The following is a 16093-nucleotide window of genomic DNA, read 5'->3' as shown; positions in this document are numbered from 1 at the left end:
CAAAAAAAAAAGGATACCCTAATCTCTCGGATATCCTTTTTAATACTCAGTCTTATTTTAATATAAGACTCTAAATTTTATAGTGTTCTCAATCCCCTTTAATTCTTTGATCATTTCTGAATTATATGCTTTATCAATATCGGTAATCACATATCCAATCGTCTCGTTGGTCTTTAAATGTTGGCCTACGATATTGATGTCATGCGCCGCCAAGATTCTGTTTATATGGGCTATAATACCAGGTTTATTTAAATGAATATGAATAAGCCTGTGCGCATTTTCAAGAATTGGCAATTGTAAATTAGGGAAGTTAACCGAATTTGTAGTACTCCCGGTATTGATATATTCGATGATCTTCCCTGGTACAAAATTCCCGATATTTACCTGCGCTTCTTCAGTACTTCCACCTATGTGTGGGGTAAGAATCAAGTTTGGTAAATTTCGTAAGGAAGACTGAAATGTTTCTTTGTTGGTTTTAGGCTCTTCCGGAAAAACATCTATTCCGGCTCCTCTAACTTTTCCACACTGAATATTCTTTTGAAGCGCCTCGATATCTACCACATGTCCCCTACTCAAATTAAGAAAGACAACCCCATCCTTCATTTGATTGAATTCTCTTTCGCCTATTAAATTCTTATTTTCTCTGCGACCATCCACATGCAAACTCACAATATCAACTTTTCCTAGAAGTTCCTGTAAACTGCCACATTTGGTTGCATTACCCAAAGCAAGTTTTTCTACAAGATCGTAGTAATACACATCGAAGCCAATAGCTTCAGCAAGTATGGAGAGTTGCGAACCAATGTTACCATACCCCACTATTCCTAATTTCTTCCCTCTAATCTCGTAACTCCCCGTGGCCGATTTATCCCAGTTGCCTTCATGCATCTTAGAAATCTTATCGGGTAAATTACGCATAAGCAGTATTATTTCACCTATTGCAAGTTCTACTACAGAACGTGTATTGCTATATGGCGCATTGAATACCGCCACCCCTTTTTTAAGACATTCCTCGAGGTCTATTTGATTAGTACCTATACAAAACGCTCCCACCGCAATTAAGCGCTGCGCATTATCGAGTACTTTTTTTGTGAGCTGAGTTTTTGATCGAATACCCAATACAGAAACATCCTTGATCTTTTCGGCAAGTTCCTCCTCATCCATAGCTCCAGAATGGGTAGTAACATTATATCCTTCGTTCTTTAAGATATTAAGGGCATCGGGATGAATATTTTCAAGCAAGAGCACTTTAATTCTATTTTTTGGATAAGAAATAGCTTTGTTCATTTTATGCATGTATAAGAATTCATCTAAACTCGGAGTAACATGATCTGCCTTTTCGGTAACACTATCACGCTCTACATTTTCAGTAAAAGCGTAAAATTTATTGGCCAGACCTGAAGCTTTTATCTCATAATCTGTATAACCATCGCCAATTACATACACATCACCCTTAAGGTCTAAAGATTTTAATTGTTCTACCTTTCCATTATTAGAAGAAAGTACGTTATTCTTATCGAAGCCTATGATATTATCCTGCTCATCAAATTCGAAATTATTAGCAAACACATTCTCTGCTTTAATTCCAAGTTCCTGCACTATCGGGACAATGAACTCACGAAACCCATTTGAAATAATATAGATATTATCTTTATTTTCCTGTAAAAAAACTTCATTCCGTACGAAGGAGGTAGATATCTTGTTCTTTAAAGAATCTATCAAGGGCTCTAAATGTCTTTTTTTAGCATTCAGTAAATCCAGACGCAAACGTAACGAATCCCGAAATGAAAGTCCGCCCTCCATCCCTCTGTCAGTGAGAGATTTTAGTTCTTTCAATTTTTCATCTCGATTGGAGTCTTCTGCCAAAGAAATCTCTCCCAAAACATCCAGTGCTTCCACCTTTGTAAAGGTGCTGTCAAAATCAATTACGTAATGTCTGTTAATGTCCATAGTATTTATAAAATCATCGTATTAAATGAGAATCTAAAACTAAGATTTTTACTACAAAATATAAGGTTTAGAACGTACAAAATATCACCGATTATCGAAAACGAAATAGAGAGAACATCTATTGTGATAATGATATTTAAAACGCTTTATTTTACTAAAAACATATTTTAAGCTGTAAATTTTTAACAAAATTGAATTTAGCTAACATGGCATTCGATTATAAGGTGAAACTAAAGGAAATTAAAAAGGAATATATTTGTGAAATTAATTCTAAAGATTTTAAGGAACCAATGCTGACTATTAATTAATCGAAAAATGGCAAAAAAAGGAGTACAAAAAAATAGTGCTAATAAGGCCAAGCATACCAAGCTTTTAAAACGTAAAAAAGATAAAATACGCAAAGAGAAAGAAGCTAACAAAGAAAAAATAAAAGCTATTTTATTAAGGGCAAAAGAGGAAGAAAAGAAACCGGAATAAGCTTAATAAATAGATACTGACTTATCAATTCTCACTAGTTTAAAATTCAAAATTAAATCCTTTATCGGTTAACTTCTTGTAAATCTCAGAATCAAAATTATATAATTTTGCGGCCCTGTGCGAAACATCCTTTTGCTTTTCATTTATATCTACCAAAAGTTTCATTTTTAGGAATTTACGCCTGAAGTTTGGCTTATCCATTTCCACATTTAAGATCTCTTCATATAATTGCATGAGTTGTAATAAAGTAAATTTCTCAGGCAATAAATTAAATCCAATGGGAGCTTGGCGTACCTTATTTCGCAAATTTTTTAAACTAAAAGCGAAGATATCGTTATGGTCATAAATTAGATCGGGAACATCTTTGATCTTGAACCACTTTGCATCAGAAGCCGTAAAGCCGGCTTTCACATTGTAATCTTCACGTTTCACCAAAGCATAGTAGCCTATGGTTATAACTCGCCCCAACGGGAAACGATTGGGATCTCCAAAGGCTTTTAACTGTTCTAAGTAGATATTATTTAAACCCGTTAACTCTCTTAGTAATCTTTGGGCAGCTCCATCTATGTGTTCATCTTCCTTTATCCAACCACCTGGCAGAGCCCATTTACCTTTACTTATCCCTTCAGCATGTTCAACTAACAGCACCTCCAAACTTCCTTTATCAAAACCAAATACTACACAATCTATAGTTATGGAATTCATCACAGTATGCTCTACGATCTTTCCAGATTCCTTCTCAAAAACTTTTTTCACTTCTTTTTTCACATTTGATGGCTTATCGGGCATGCAATATTAAAAATTTTAAATTAAATAGAAATAGCAAGTAAATTCTCAAAATGAATATAGCTTAATAATGATAATAGTAAATTTTCACCTTATTTAATTGCTAAATCGTGAATTAATGAATATACTTGTAGTCAATACTACCATTAGCTAATTGTTAATCTGACTATAATATGTTCTTAAAAAATAAAAGTAGCGTTTTTCTTATTACCGCAGTAGCAAGTTTAGGAGGTTTACTCTTTGGTTATGATACCGCCGTAATATCTGGAGCCGTTGGCGCTTTGGAAAATCATTTTATAACAGCCTTAGAAGATAATCCGGCTGAGGCTGTTGCCTCCATCTTTCAGTTCAAAATCATTCTGAGTATTTGCATTTTTGCAATAGCTATTTTATTTGGTTCTTTTATGCTGAAACTTTTCAAAAACAGGTTCAGTTACGCAATCGTTATAGGCTTCTTATTGCTTGGAGCCGGAATTTATTACTTCCAGTTTCTAACCTTACCGGGCATACTTACCGAAAACCTGAAAAATTCAATTTTAGGCTTTATGGTAAGTAGTGCTTTGGTTGGGTGTATCATGGGAGCATCTATGGGAGATAATATCGCTAATTCAATAGGCCGCCGGAACGGATTAATTATTTCGGCCTTTCTATTTATATTATCTGCCTGCGGATCGGCATATCCAGAAGCCATGAACATTTTCTTTGGAGATAAACTTACTTCCTTCATTCTCTATCGAATCTTAGGTGGTATGGGTGTGGGACTGGCAAGTATGTTAGCCCCCTTATACATTGCAGAAATGGCTCCAGCAAATATTAGAGGAAAACTGGTTTCCTGGAATCAGTTTGCCATTGTAACAGGAATGCTTGTGGTCTATTTCGTGAACTATTTTATAGTAAAAGGTCAAACTGAAGAATGGATAAATACCGTAGGCTGGCGAAACATGTTCTTTTCAGAAACCATCCCTGCTGCTGTCTTCTTTCTCTTTCTATTATTAGTTCCTAAAACTCCGCGTTTTCAGGTTATGAAAGGAAATAAAGACAAGGCTATGGAAGTTCTAACCCGTTTAAACGGACCTGAGAAAGCAACTAATATTTTAAAAGAAATTGCCGCTTCTTTTAATCATAAAAAAGAACCTTGGTTATTTTACGGGTGGGCGGTTGTAATTATAGGACTTTTACTTTCCATATTTCAACAATTTGTGGGTATAAACGTGGTATTATATTATGCCCCCCAAATTTTTAAAGGTATGGGAATGGAAACCGATGCTTCTATGCTCTTAACCATAGTGGTGGGAGCCATAAATATGCTCTTTACAGTACTGGCAATATTTACGGTTGATAAATTTGGAAGAAAAAAATTAATGATAATTGGTAGTGTCGTAATGGCTATAAGCATGATTGGCTTAGGTACCGTTTTATATAATGAGTCAAGTGGGTTACCAGCCTTAATCCTTATGCTTCTATACATTGCTGCTTTCGCAATGTCCTGGGGACCGGTTACATGGGTGTTATTATCAGAAATATTTCCTAATAAAATTAAAGGTGTTATGGCATTTGCAGTCGCAGTACAATGGTTAGCCAACCTAATGGTGTCGTGGACCTTCCCAATGATGAACAATAATGTACGATTAACCGAAATGTTCAACCATGGATTTTCATATTGGATATATGGTGGAATGGCGATACTCTCCGGAATATTTATCTGGAAGTTCGTTCCTGAGACCAAAGGTAGAACATTAGAAGAAATGGAAACCTTATGGAAGCCGGAAACAGAAGTGTAAAAATTAAATTTAAAAGAGCAAAATGTACTTTTTAGGAATAGATTTAGGAAGTTCTTCAATTAAGCTATCGGTACTCGATGCAGAAAAAGGAGTTTCTATATGTGATATAAACGTTCCCGAATTTGAGATGGATATCAAAGCTCCAGAATTTGGCTGGGCAGAGCAAGATCCAAATGATTGGTGGAATTATACTAAACAGGGAATAAAGATTTTAGCTACCAAACATCATATTGATATAAAAAAAATTGCTAGCATTGGTATCTCCTATCAAATGCATGGATTGATTCTAGTAGATAAGAAGCTCAACCCTGTTCGCCCTTCCATTATATGGTGTGATAGTCGGGCAGCATCTATTGGAGATGAATCTTATGATAATTTGGGTCATGACTTTTGCAAAAGGACCATTTTAGGAAGCCCAGGGAATTTCACAGCTTCAAAGTTGAAGTGGGTTAAGCTTAATCAACCAGATATATATGCCAAGGCTGCACATATGATGCTTCCCGGAGATTTTATTGCTGCAAAACTATCAGGCGTTGCTCAAATAAGTATTTCGGGATTATCGGAAGCCGCCCTCTGGAATTTCAAAAAAGGTGCGTTAGCTATTGAGGTCTTAAATGAAATGGGAATCAAGGAAGAGCTAATTCCTGAGATCGTGCCAAACTTCGACCATCAGGCAAGCATTAATAAAGAGGTAGCAGAAGAATTAGGTTTAAATCCCAGCACTAAAATCACCTATAGAGCGGGAGACCAACCAAATAATGCCCTATCGCTTAATGTACTAAACCCTGGAGAAATTGCAACTACTGCAGGTACTTCAGCGGTAATATATGCGGTTAGTGATAAAGATAATTACGATGAGAATAATAGAATCAACACCTTTTTGCACGCAAACAATTCTGAAGCTGAAAAACGAAATGGAGTAATGTTGTGTATTAATGGCTCAGGAATATTATACCAATGGCTACGCAAAATAATGTCGGATAATGAAAAAAATCTTATCTCCTATGAAAAGTTGAATGCTGAAGCCGCCAAAGTAAACCCTGGTAGTAAGCATTTGCGATTTTATCCTTTTGGAAATGGAGTGGAGCGAATATTCAACAATAAGAAAGTTAATTCTGGTATTGAGAACCTTAACTTCAACATACATCAAAAAGGACATGTAATTCGTGCAGCCTGTGAAGGTATTGTTTACGCAATGAATTACGGCTTTGATATTATGAAATCGGTGGGGGTTTCCGGAAACATTGTTAGAGCCGGAAATGCAAATCTTTTTTTAAGCCCTGTTTTTAGAGAGATATTTACAAATACCACTCAAACCACTTTAGAACTTTTCAATACTTCAGGAGCAGAAGGAGCTGCCCGAGGTGCTGCATATGGCTATGGTTATTACAAAAAATTAGAAGAAGCTTTTGGAGGTTTAAAATGCATAGAACGCATAGAACCTACAAGTACGCTAACTTCTCAATATCAGGAATTATATGAAGAATGGAAAAATCACATAAATATTGAATAATTATGACAAAATCTAAATCATTTTTTTCGAACATCGATAAAATCAAATTTGAAGGTAGAGAAAGTAAGAATCCGCTTGCTTTTAAATGGTACGATGAGAATCTTGTAGTTGCTGGAAAGACTTTAAAGGAGCACCTACGCTTTTCTATGGCTTACTGGCACACATTATGTAACAAAGGAGGTGATCCGTTTGGTGCAGATACCGAAACATTTGAGTGGGATAAGAACGAAGATGTAATTTTAAGAGCTAAAGACAAAATGGATGCTGCTTTCGAATTTATGAGCAAATTAAGTATCCCCTATTACTGTTTTCACGACCTGGATGTAGTAGACGAAGCTCCCACATTAGCTGAATTTGAAAAAAGAGTTCAGGCACTTGTAGAACATGCTAAACAAAAGCAAAAAGAAACTGGCATCAAATTACTATGGGGAACTTCAAACCTGTTCAGTAACCCTCGTTATATGAATGGCGCTTCTACTAACCCCGATTTTGATGTTCTGGCATATGCAGGAGCTCAGGCCAAGATCGCTATCGATGCTACTATTGCCTTAGGCGGAGAAAATTACGTATTCTGGGGAGGTCGAGAAGGATATATGAGTCTTTTGAATACCGATATGAAACGCGAACAGGAACATTTAGCAAAATTCCTGACCATGTGTAGAGATTATGCTCGAAAACAAGGTTTTAAAGGCACTTTTCTAATTGAACCTAAACCTATGGAACCTACCAAACATCAATATGATTTTGACGCGGCTACCACATTAGGTTTTATCCATAAATACGGGCTCGAAAAAGATTTCAAACTTAATCTGGAAGTTAATCATGCTACTTTAGCAGGTCACACCTTCCAACATGAATTACAAGTAGCGGTAGATGCCGGCATGCTGGGAAGTATTGATGCCAATAGAGGTGACTATCAAAATGGATGGGATACCGATCAGTTTCCAATAAACATCTATGAGATCACACAAGCCATGTTGGTTATTTTAGAAGGTGGCGGAATTCAAGGGGGTGGAATTAATTTTGATGCCAAAATGCGTCGAAACTCTACAGATCTTGAAGATAAATTTATCGCCCATATCTCGGGAATGGATTCTTTTGCCAGAGGATTAATATGTGCAGATAATATTTTGAAAAATACCGATTATAAAAAACTTCGCAAAGAGCGCTATCAATCATTCGATCAAGGTAATGGGGCTAAATTTGAAAAAGGAGAATTATCTCTGGAAGCAATAAGTGAAATTGCCAGAAACAATGGAGAACCTCAACAAAGAAGTGGAAAACAAGAGCTTTTTGAACAAATTATAGCAAACGCTTATTAAGCTTAAATTCTATTATATGTACCAATAAAAATATCGAAGCTAGCCAGCTTCGATATTTTTTTACCTAAAAAACGCTTGACAATTTAATTTCATTTTATAACATATTAATTATCATGGATTTAAAACTAAATACACAACATAAATTCCTCTGTATTTTTATCTTTTCTGTACTATTTTCTACAAATAAGATATTTGGTCAACACACCTATCAAAATCCAATTTTAGCAGGATGGTATCCCGACCCGAGTATTACCGATGATGGAAAAGGAAATTATTATATGGTTCATTCTACCTTTGCTTTCTTTCCCGGAATACCCATTTTCCATAGTAAAGATCTAGTAAATTGGACTCAAATCGGGAATGTTCTGGATAGACCAGAACAATTAGATTTGGAAGGTTTTGGTGTTTCCAGAGCTATTTTTGCTCCAGATATCAGTTATAATAAAGGTGTTTTTTATGTTACATGCACTGTTGTTGATGGTCCAGGAAATTTTGTTGTCACTTCTAAAAATCCAGCTGGACCATGGTCCAATCTCGTTTGGCTTCCCGAAGTTAAAGGAATAGACCCGGGTTTATTTTTTGATGAAGATAAATCATACATAGTTTATAACGGGGATGCTCCCAATAACAAACCCGAGTATGATGGACATCGAACTATTAGAATGTTTGAATTTGATCAAAAAAAATTGACGGTTAATGGGGAGAATAGAATACTTGTGAACGGTGGGGTCGATTTTTCTAAAAAGCCAATTTGGGCGGAAGGGCCCCGTATTTACAAACTCAATGGCTATTATTATCTAATGACAGCCGAAGGGGGAACCGCAGTTAATCATTCTGAAATGATTTATCGAACGAAAGACATAAACAGCAAGTTTATCCCTTATAAAAATAACCCAATACTTACGCAAAGGCATTTAGACCCTGATAGAAAACACCCAATTACCTCAGCCGGACATGCAGATCTCGTTAAAAGTCCTAATAATGAATGGTATGGTATCTTTCTGGCAGTGCGACCTTATGCGGGGGATTTCTATAATACCGGTAGAGAAACTTTTCTTGCTCCCGTAAAATGGGAAGAGGATTGGCCAATTTTTGATCTGGGAGGAGAAGAAATAAAATACAACTACCCATTACCTGCAGGCACAAGCATTAATAAAGACCTATTTCCTTTTAGTGGAAATTTCACCTTCACCAAAAATTTTGAAAATGAAACGCTGGGATTTAATTGGCTCTTCTTAAGAACTCCTCATAAAAAATGGTTCGATCTTAAAAATGGGATGCTGATAATGAAAACTCGTCCCGAAACTATTCGTGGTACTTCCAACCCAAGTTTTATTGGTCACAGACAACAACATTTGAAAGGGGAAGCTAGTATCGAATTAACTTTTGAAGCCAATTCTGTAAATGAAAGTGCCGGGATAGTTGCTTTTCAAAATGAAACACATGCCTACTATTTATGTAAAACTCTTGATAATACCGGATCTGTTATTCAATTGCGCAAAATGAATGAGCAAGGCTTTGAAGTATTGGCATCTGCGAAAATAGCAAACTGCAATACTCTAGGGCTTAAAATTTCATTTGATGGAAATAAGTATTACTTTAAATATGCCCTAGAAAGCGGGAATTGGAAGGATCTAATTAAAAATGTAGATGGTTATTACCTCAGCACTCGAACAGCCGGTGGATTTGTAGGCACTACGCTCGCTATGTATACCACTTCTGAAGGTGAGGAGTCAGATAACATTGCTAAAATAGATTGGTTTGAATATTCAGGAGATGATGATGTTTACAAAACAGAGTAATAATAAAAATTATAGTATAAAAAATGCCAGAGTTATCTCTGGCATTTTTTTATTTATTAATAATCGGGTTGGTCTACCAGTTATCTGTTCTAAAAGGTGAAGCGGGAAGCCCTTGCTGGTTGTAAAGATTAGCTTCATCGGGATTATTTGCCCATGCATAACGAACTGCGACAGGGTTTTTAATTTCAGGACTAGAAACTATTACTTTATTACCCACCATTCGGGCATTGGCCCATACAAAATTCCTGTCTTCTCCCGCAATTGCAAACTCTTTCAACTCTTCGCCTCCTTTCATCATCAATGATTTTCCTACATTCTTAAATTCAATTATTATAGAATCTCCTTTAATTTTATAAGAATCCACTATTGGACCACTGGGCAATACATCTTCTTTGTAGGCCACTTTCTTGGCTGCTTGGGCTAATCTATCCCCTACAGGTTTTTTGTTTAATGGATGTATATCATTCCATTCTCCAACATCTATAGTAACCGCCATTCCAGTTTCTGGAAGCGCCAGGGTTTTAAGTTGAGATTCCCTTAAACGAGCCCAATTGCTATCGGTGGGATGGTCGAAAGATTCCATAAAATTAGCTAGCTGAACAAATAAGAAAGGAAAATTCTTCGGGTTTTGATTCCATTTGCTTCTCCAGTCCTGGATCATAGAACTAAAAAGTTGCTGGTATTCTTCAGGCTTAGCAGTATTAGATTCTCCCTGATACCATATCGCTCCTTTTATGCTATAATTTGTCAGCGGATTTATCATCGCATTAAACAATCCTTCAGGCTTTCGCTGGTAAGAAACCGATGGCTCTAAAGAGGTCATCTTAACACCTAAATTATACTTCCAAGATCCTTTTAAATCAATAGTAGTTTCACCTATGTTCAATTCATAAGGTTTATCGGTAATAAAACCACCTTTTCCTCTTTCATTAATAATCTTAACACTAATAGTATTAGTGCCTTTTTTTAAAATGCCCGGGGGAATGGTATATCGTCTTGGCGGGTATTGATAGGTGGTGTTTCCTATAAATTCCCCGTTCACAAATACAGAATCGGCATCCACGATTCTACCCATCAAAAGTTTGGCTGCCTTACTGTCTGGTGTTTTTGATAGTTCAAAGTTTTTTCTAAACCATACTACACCATTTACCTCACCCAAATCAGAATCTGACCAATAGGCTGGAATATCCAGCACTTTCCATTGGCTGTCATCAAAGTTCTCTGATTTCCAGCTTTCCCTAATCCCTTTGTCTTCAGCATTTATTTGTGCATACCAGTTGCTACCTCTATCTCTATCAATTTTCTCAAGACTGTCAACAACTCCCTGGGGTCTCAATCTATTTACTTCTGCCAAATATTCGGGAAATTGCATCAAAGACTCTTCACTCAGCCAAGCCTCTACGGGCGAACCTCCCAAACTGGAATTGATCAAGCCTATTGGAACATTATAGGTCTCATAAAGATTTTTAGCAAAAAAATAAGCTACAGCTGAGAAATGCTCTATGTTCTGTCGATTTACGGCTTCCCATTTCCCTCCAGATAGCTCTCTTCTGGGTGCCACAAGATCATAATCTTTAGGCACTTCAAAATACCTGATATATTCATTATTTGCTGAATCTATTTCTTGTTGATACAAGGGAGCTACACGAGACATAGGAGTTTCCATATTCGACTGTCCAGAACATAGCCAAACATCGCCTACATAGACATACTTGATTTCTATTTGGTTCTTTCCGGAAATCATCATATTAAAAGGTCCGCCCGCCTGCAGGTTAGATAAGTTCAAACTCCAGTTACCTTTATCATCAGCCTTAGTTTTTAAGGAAACCTCACCAAACTCAAGTGTAATTTCTTCTTCCGGTGAAGACCATCCCCATATTTTAATTTTTGCATCCCGTTGAAGTACCATGCCATCATCTACCAATTTAGGCAACCTAATTTGAGCTAATAATGTAGATGGTATAAAAACAAAGAAAAGAAGACCGAGCAAATATTTCATACTTATTACTTTATTCCATCGTTAGAAACCATCGCATCTATAGTACGAATACTACCATCATCATTAAATTTCAATTCTGTCATTTTAATACTTCTTAAATAGGTCTTTCCGCCAGAAAGTGAGCTATCATGATAGAATAGATACCATTTTCCCTTAAACTCTACAATAGAGTGATGATTGGTCCAACCCAATACAGGCTTTAAGATTACTCCCTTATAAGTAAAAGGTCCATATGGGCTGTCTCCTACAGCATAGGCAATATTATGTGTATCCCCTGTTGAATATGACAAATAATATTTACCATTCATCTTATGTACCCAGGCCGCTTCAAAAAATCTTCTTTCATTATCACCGGTAGTAAGCTCTTTACCATTTTCATCCAAGATCTGAATATCTCGTGGAGTTTCTGCAAGACTCACCATATCGCTGTTTAGTTTCGCGATTTTTGGCTTCAAGGCAGAAGCTGTATCAGCTGGGTAAGCATCTTCCATTTCAAATGTGTCATTCTGCCAACGCTGAAGTTGTCCTCCCCAGATACCTCCAAAATAAAGATAATATTCATTATCGGAATCCTTAAAAACCGCAGGATCTATGCTGAAGGTATTCTCTATTGGTTCTGGAAGCGCAACAAAAGGACCACCAGGATTATCGGATGTTGCAACCCCTATTCTGAAGATATCATCCTTATCTTTTGCTGGAAAATACAGATAGTATTTACCATCTTTTTCTGCAGCATCGGGAGCCCACATTTGTCTTTTGGCCCATTTTACATCCTTAACATCTAGTGCAACACCATGGTCGGTGATCTTCCCTCCTACACTATCCATGGAATATACATGGTAATCTCTCATATTAAAATGGCTACCTAAATCATCTTCGGGAATACCGGAATAATAATCATGAGAAGGGTATATATATAACTTGTCTTGAAATACATGGGCTGATGGATCAGCAGTAAAATTATCTGTAATTAATGGTTCTGAACTAACATTTAATACCTCAGCTTCGCTTTGGGGTTCAACAGGAAAATCTTCAACTTTTTCTTGTTCATTTTTACAGGATATAATCCCTAGTACCCCCATGGTAAGTATTCCGAATTTTAGATAAAATTTAGCCATAATTATATTTTGATATTAAGATTAAACCTTACTAAAATAGAAAAAATTTTACTCAATCGTATTTGTAAATTGTATAATAACATAAAAGATTAATTATCAACTCATTATAAACTGACTTAACATTAATTTTAATTTTTTTGAAGAAATTTTACGCAACCGATTTCGTAATAATAAATTTTACCTATATTTATCATAATAACAATTATACTATTGTTTTTTTATGCAAATAACATTATTCCGTGTTAAGAATTAAAAACCACTAACAAATGATCTTAAAAATTCCACTTAGAAAAAAAAGCGTTTCAAAGAGCTTTCTGCTGATGCTTTTTCTAACCCAATCTTTATTTATTTACGCGCAATCAAATATCAATGTATCCGGTCATGTAAATGATGAAAACGGATCTTTGTTAGGCGTAACAGTTATTGTTAAAGGCACCAATAAAGGGACAACAACCGATTTTGATGGAAATTACACTATCTCAGATATTCCTGCTAACTCAGTCTTACAATTTAGTTACGTTGGCTATACCACTCAGGAGGTAGCAGTTAACGGCAGAACTTCACTTAACATTACACTACAAGTTGATTCTGAAGCTTTAGACGAAATCGTTGTAGTGGGTTATGGTACACAACGACGAGAGGCCGTTACGGGGTCTGTTGCCTCATTAGATGGGGAGAGCTTACGAGAAGTTCCTTCAGCAAACGTCACTGAAGCCTTACAAGGTCGGTTACCAGGGGTGCAGTTAAATCAAACTTCCAGTAAACCGGGATCGCCCCTTCAAATTAGAATTAGAGGAACACGCTCATTAACCGCTAGTAACGACCCATTAATTGTTTTAGATGGTATTCCTTTTTCAGGATCTATTACTGATATAAGTCCGAATGATATAAAAAGTATAGATGTTCTTAAAGATGCTTCGGCTACAGCTATTTACGGTTCAAGAGGAGCTAACGGGGTAGTTTTGATCACCACGAATGGTGGCCAACGTAATCAGGAAGCTACATTTAGTTACAATACCTACACGGGATTACAGGAAGTATTTTCAAAATATCCAATGATGAGTGGACCTGATTTCGTTGCTTTACGTGCGGCTGCAGGACAATTCACAAATGGCGTTGATGAATTTGATGATGTTGATACCGACTGGCAAGATCTATTCTATAGAACAGGAATAGTGACTAATCATGATGTAGGTTTAAGAGGAGGTACCGAAACCGGTAGTTATAATTTCGGATTAGGATATTATAAAGAAGAAGCCGTTTTACCCGGACAGGATTATGAGCGTATATCTCTTAGAGGAAGTATCGATCAGGCAGTTGGTGATTATTTTCGTTTCGGAATTTCTACATACAATAATTACGCTATCAATAACGGTAACAACTTAGGTATGTATGGAGTATTGGCAAGCTCTTCCATAGCGAACCCATATAATGAAGATGGCTCACTTAAAAGAGTTATTTCCATGGCAGCCGATGATCAGTGGGTTTACACGGAAGAGTCTATTAATAATCTAGGAGACCGCTGGGTTGACAAAACGAAGGCTTTTGGCTCATATAATAATATCTATGGTGAAGTTAAAATTCCCGGAGTTGAAGGTTTAAAATATAGAATCAATCTTGGTTTAAATTATAGAACTAGCAATAGTGGTAACTATACAGGACAAGGAGTGTTTAGTGCAACAGCAACTACTCCTTCCACCGCCTCTATTGGGAATTCTCAAACCACACGTTGGGTTGTAGAAAACATCCTAAGTTACGATCGACAATTCGGAAAACATAGTATCAACTTAACTGGTTTATTTTCTTCTGAACAAACTAAGTTTAATAGTTCATCTATCCAAGCCAGAGATATTCCTTCCGATCAATTTCAGTTTTACAACTTAGGTCGTGCTACTGGAGAAATAACAATTAATCCTGATAATCAGGGATATTATATTAGCGGACTCCAATCTTATATGGGTCGTGCGATGTATGAATACGACAACCGGTACTTCCTTACTGCTACGGTGCGATCTGACGGTTCATCGAGGTTAGCAAAAGGTTACCAGTGGAACACCTATCCGGCTGTATCGGCGGGATGGAATATCAAAAATGAAAGTTTCATGGAAGATGTGGAATTAATTAATTCTTTAAAGCTTCGTGCAGGATACGGGGAGACCTCAAATCAGGCGGTAGATCCATATCAAACTCTTGGTCTTTTAGCTACCAGACCTTATAATTTTGGAGACGATAATTATTCTATAGGATATTATGTATCACAACTTCCTAACCCAAATCTGGGATGGGAATACTCTACTACCTGGAATTACGGACTGGATTTCTCACTATTGGATCGTAGATTATCAGGTACTTTAGAATATTATGTTACTAACACCAAAGATTTACTATTAAGTGTAGGCTTACCCCCAACTTCGGGTGTAGGAAGTGTAACTCAAAACGTAGGGGAAACTCAAAACAAAGGAGTAGAAGTTTCTCTTAACGGCTTAATAATTGACAATCCTGATGGTTTCTCATGGGAAGCAGGAATTAACTTTTATGCCAACGATAACAAACTGGTTTCACTTGCTTCCGGTCAGCAACGAGACGAAGCAAACGCTTGGTTTGTTGGCTCTCCTATCAACTCTATATTCGATTATGAATATGAAGGTTTATGGCAGGAAGGTGATCCATATTTGGATATTTTGGAACCAGGTGGAAATGTTGGTATGATCAAGGTTAAATACACCGGTGATTATAATGCTGATGGTACTCCGGTTCGAGCAATTGGACCTGAAGACAGACAAGTTCAGAGTATAGAGCCCGATTTTCAAGGAGGTTTCAACACACGCTTATCATATAAAGGTTTCGACCTAACTACTGTGGGAGCTTTTCAAAAAGGAGGTATTTTAATTAGCACTTTACACGGTTCTTCTGGTTATTTAAACTTACTAAGCGGTCGCCGGGGAAATGTTGATGTAGACTATTACACTCCTCAAAACACCGGTGCCAGGTACCCTGCTCCAGGAGGAATTGCAAGTGGAGACAATCCAAAATATGGTTCTACGCTTGGTTATTTTGATGCCTCATACCTAAAGATTAGATCCATTACGCTTGGTTATAATTTTGAGCAAGGCCTTGTAGATAAATTAGGTATGGACAGGTTACGTTTGTATGGAACCGTTCAGAATCCATTTGTTCTATTTTCCCCCTTTCATAAAGAGTCTGGCTTAGATCCAGAAACTAACTCCTATGGAGATGAGAACGCCGCAATCACTACTTCTTATCAAAGAAGATTACTTACAGTAGGTACCAATACGCCCGCAACAAGGAACTATCTACTTGGGCTTAATTTAACTTTTTAAAAAA

10 protein-coding genes are annotated in these 16093 nt (G+C 36.7%); 6 read left to right on the top strand and 4 right to left on the bottom strand.

Translation table 11 applies throughout. The features are described 5' to 3' along the window. Positions 1–57 precede the first annotated feature (57 nt). On the bottom strand, positions 58–1950 hold the full coding sequence (serA, locus tag L1I30_RS05485; RefSeq protein WP_236133260.1) for a phosphoglycerate dehydrogenase: 1893 nt from the start codon (positions 1948–1950) through the stop codon (positions 58–60). A gap of 315 nt (positions 1951–2265) precedes the next feature. Here serA and L1I30_RS05480 point away from each other — a divergent pair, with 315 nt between their 5' ends. Continuing rightward, positions 2266–2427 carry a hypothetical protein gene (locus L1I30_RS05480; RefSeq protein WP_236133259.1) on the top strand — a complete coding sequence of 54 codons (162 nt, stop codon included), beginning with the start codon at positions 2266–2268 and terminating at the stop codon, positions 2425–2427. A gap of 39 nt (positions 2428–2466) precedes the next feature. Here L1I30_RS05480 and L1I30_RS05475 read toward each other — a convergent pair whose 3' ends face one another. After that, positions 2467–3132, bottom strand: a complete 666-nt coding sequence (locus L1I30_RS05475; protein WP_373314920.1) for an NUDIX hydrolase — start codon at positions 3130–3132, stop codon at positions 2467–2469. 254 nt (positions 3133–3386) lie between these two features. Here L1I30_RS05475 and xylE point away from each other — a divergent pair, with 254 nt between their 5' ends. The 4 genes from xylE (at position 3387) to L1I30_RS05455 (ending at position 9631) form a co-directional block, all read left to right on the top strand. Continuing rightward, positions 3387–4994 (top strand): D-xylose transporter XylE, encoded by a 1608-nt coding sequence (gene xylE, locus L1I30_RS05470; protein ID WP_236133257.1) that lies wholly within the window; start codon positions 3387–3389, stop codon positions 4992–4994. A 22-nt stretch (positions 4995–5016) separates the two neighbouring features. Beyond that, a complete protein-coding gene (locus L1I30_RS05465) occupies positions 5017–6507 on the top strand; it encodes a xylulokinase (protein WP_236133256.1) in 1491 nt (496 codons plus the stop codon). 2 nt (positions 6508–6509) lie between these two features. Further along, the gene (gene xylA / locus L1I30_RS05460; RefSeq protein WP_236133255.1) at positions 6510–7829 is read left to right on the top strand and encodes a xylose isomerase; all 1320 of its coding nucleotides are present in this window, start codon (positions 6510–6512) and stop codon (positions 7827–7829) included. Positions 7830–7942: 113 nt separating this feature from the next. Further along, the gene (locus tag L1I30_RS05455; protein ID WP_236133254.1) at positions 7943–9631 is read left to right on the top strand and encodes a glycoside hydrolase family 43 protein; all 1689 of its coding nucleotides are present in this window, start codon (positions 7943–7945) and stop codon (positions 9629–9631) included. A 73-nt stretch (positions 9632–9704) separates the two neighbouring features. Here L1I30_RS05455 and L1I30_RS05450 read toward each other — a convergent pair whose 3' ends face one another. Together L1I30_RS05450 and L1I30_RS05445 are read right to left on the bottom strand one after the other, a co-directional pair. Then, on the bottom strand, positions 9705–11630 hold the full coding sequence (locus L1I30_RS05450) for a sialate O-acetylesterase (RefSeq protein WP_236133253.1): 1926 nt from the start codon (positions 11628–11630) through the stop codon (positions 9705–9707). A 5-nt stretch (positions 11631–11635) separates the two neighbouring features. Then, positions 11636–12748, bottom strand: coding sequence for a glycoside hydrolase family 43 protein (locus tag L1I30_RS05445; RefSeq protein WP_236133252.1), 1113 nt, complete (start codon positions 12746–12748; stop codon positions 11636–11638). A gap of 266 nt (positions 12749–13014) precedes the next feature. On the opposite strand from L1I30_RS05445, the gene L1I30_RS05440 reads away from it, so the two are divergent. Then, the gene (locus tag L1I30_RS05440; protein WP_236133251.1) at positions 13015–16089 is read left to right on the top strand and encodes a SusC/RagA family TonB-linked outer membrane protein; all 3075 of its coding nucleotides are present in this window, start codon (positions 13015–13017) and stop codon (positions 16087–16089) included. The last annotated feature ends 4 nt before the right edge of the window (positions 16090–16093 follow it).

The sequence above is a fragment of the Gillisia lutea genome (assembly GCF_021568705.1).
In the GTDB taxonomy this organism is placed as follows: Bacteria; Bacteroidota; Bacteroidia; order Flavobacteriales; family Flavobacteriaceae; genus Gillisia; species Gillisia lutea.
Note: the sequence above shows the minus strand (reverse complement) of the source record. Positions and strands in the feature narration are given on the sequence as shown.

Bases quoted from the DNA above. Each gene is read 5' to 3' on its own strand.
- L1I30_RS05475 (WP_373314920.1), bottom strand. From the start codon at position 3,132: ATGAATTCCATAACTATAGATTGTGTAGTATTTGGTTTTGATAAAGGA.
- serA (WP_236133260.1), bottom strand. From the start codon at position 1,950: ATGGACATTAACAGACATTACGTAATTGATTTTGACAGCACCTTTACA.
- L1I30_RS05465 (WP_236133256.1), top strand. From the start codon at position 5,017: ATGTACTTTTTAGGAATAGATTTAGGAAGTTCTTCAATTAAGCTATCG.
- L1I30_RS05440 (WP_236133251.1), top strand. From the start codon at position 13,015: ATGATCTTAAAAATTCCACTTAGAAAAAAAAGCGTTTCAAAGAGCTTT.
- xylE (WP_236133257.1), top strand. From the start codon at position 3,387: ATGTTCTTAAAAAATAAAAGTAGCGTTTTTCTTATTACCGCAGTAGCA.
- L1I30_RS05480 (WP_236133259.1), top strand. From the start codon at position 2,266: ATGGCAAAAAAAGGAGTACAAAAAAATAGTGCTAATAAGGCCAAGCAT.
- xylA (WP_236133255.1), top strand. From the start codon at position 6,510: ATGACAAAATCTAAATCATTTTTTTCGAACATCGATAAAATCAAATTT.
- L1I30_RS05445 (WP_236133252.1), bottom strand. From the start codon at position 12,748: ATGGCTAAATTTTATCTAAAATTCGGAATACTTACCATGGGGGTACTA.
- L1I30_RS05455 (WP_236133254.1), top strand. From the start codon at position 7,943: ATGGATTTAAAACTAAATACACAACATAAATTCCTCTGTATTTTTATC.
- L1I30_RS05450 (WP_236133253.1), bottom strand. From the start codon at position 11,630: ATGAAATATTTGCTCGGTCTTCTTTTCTTTGTTTTTATACCATCTACA.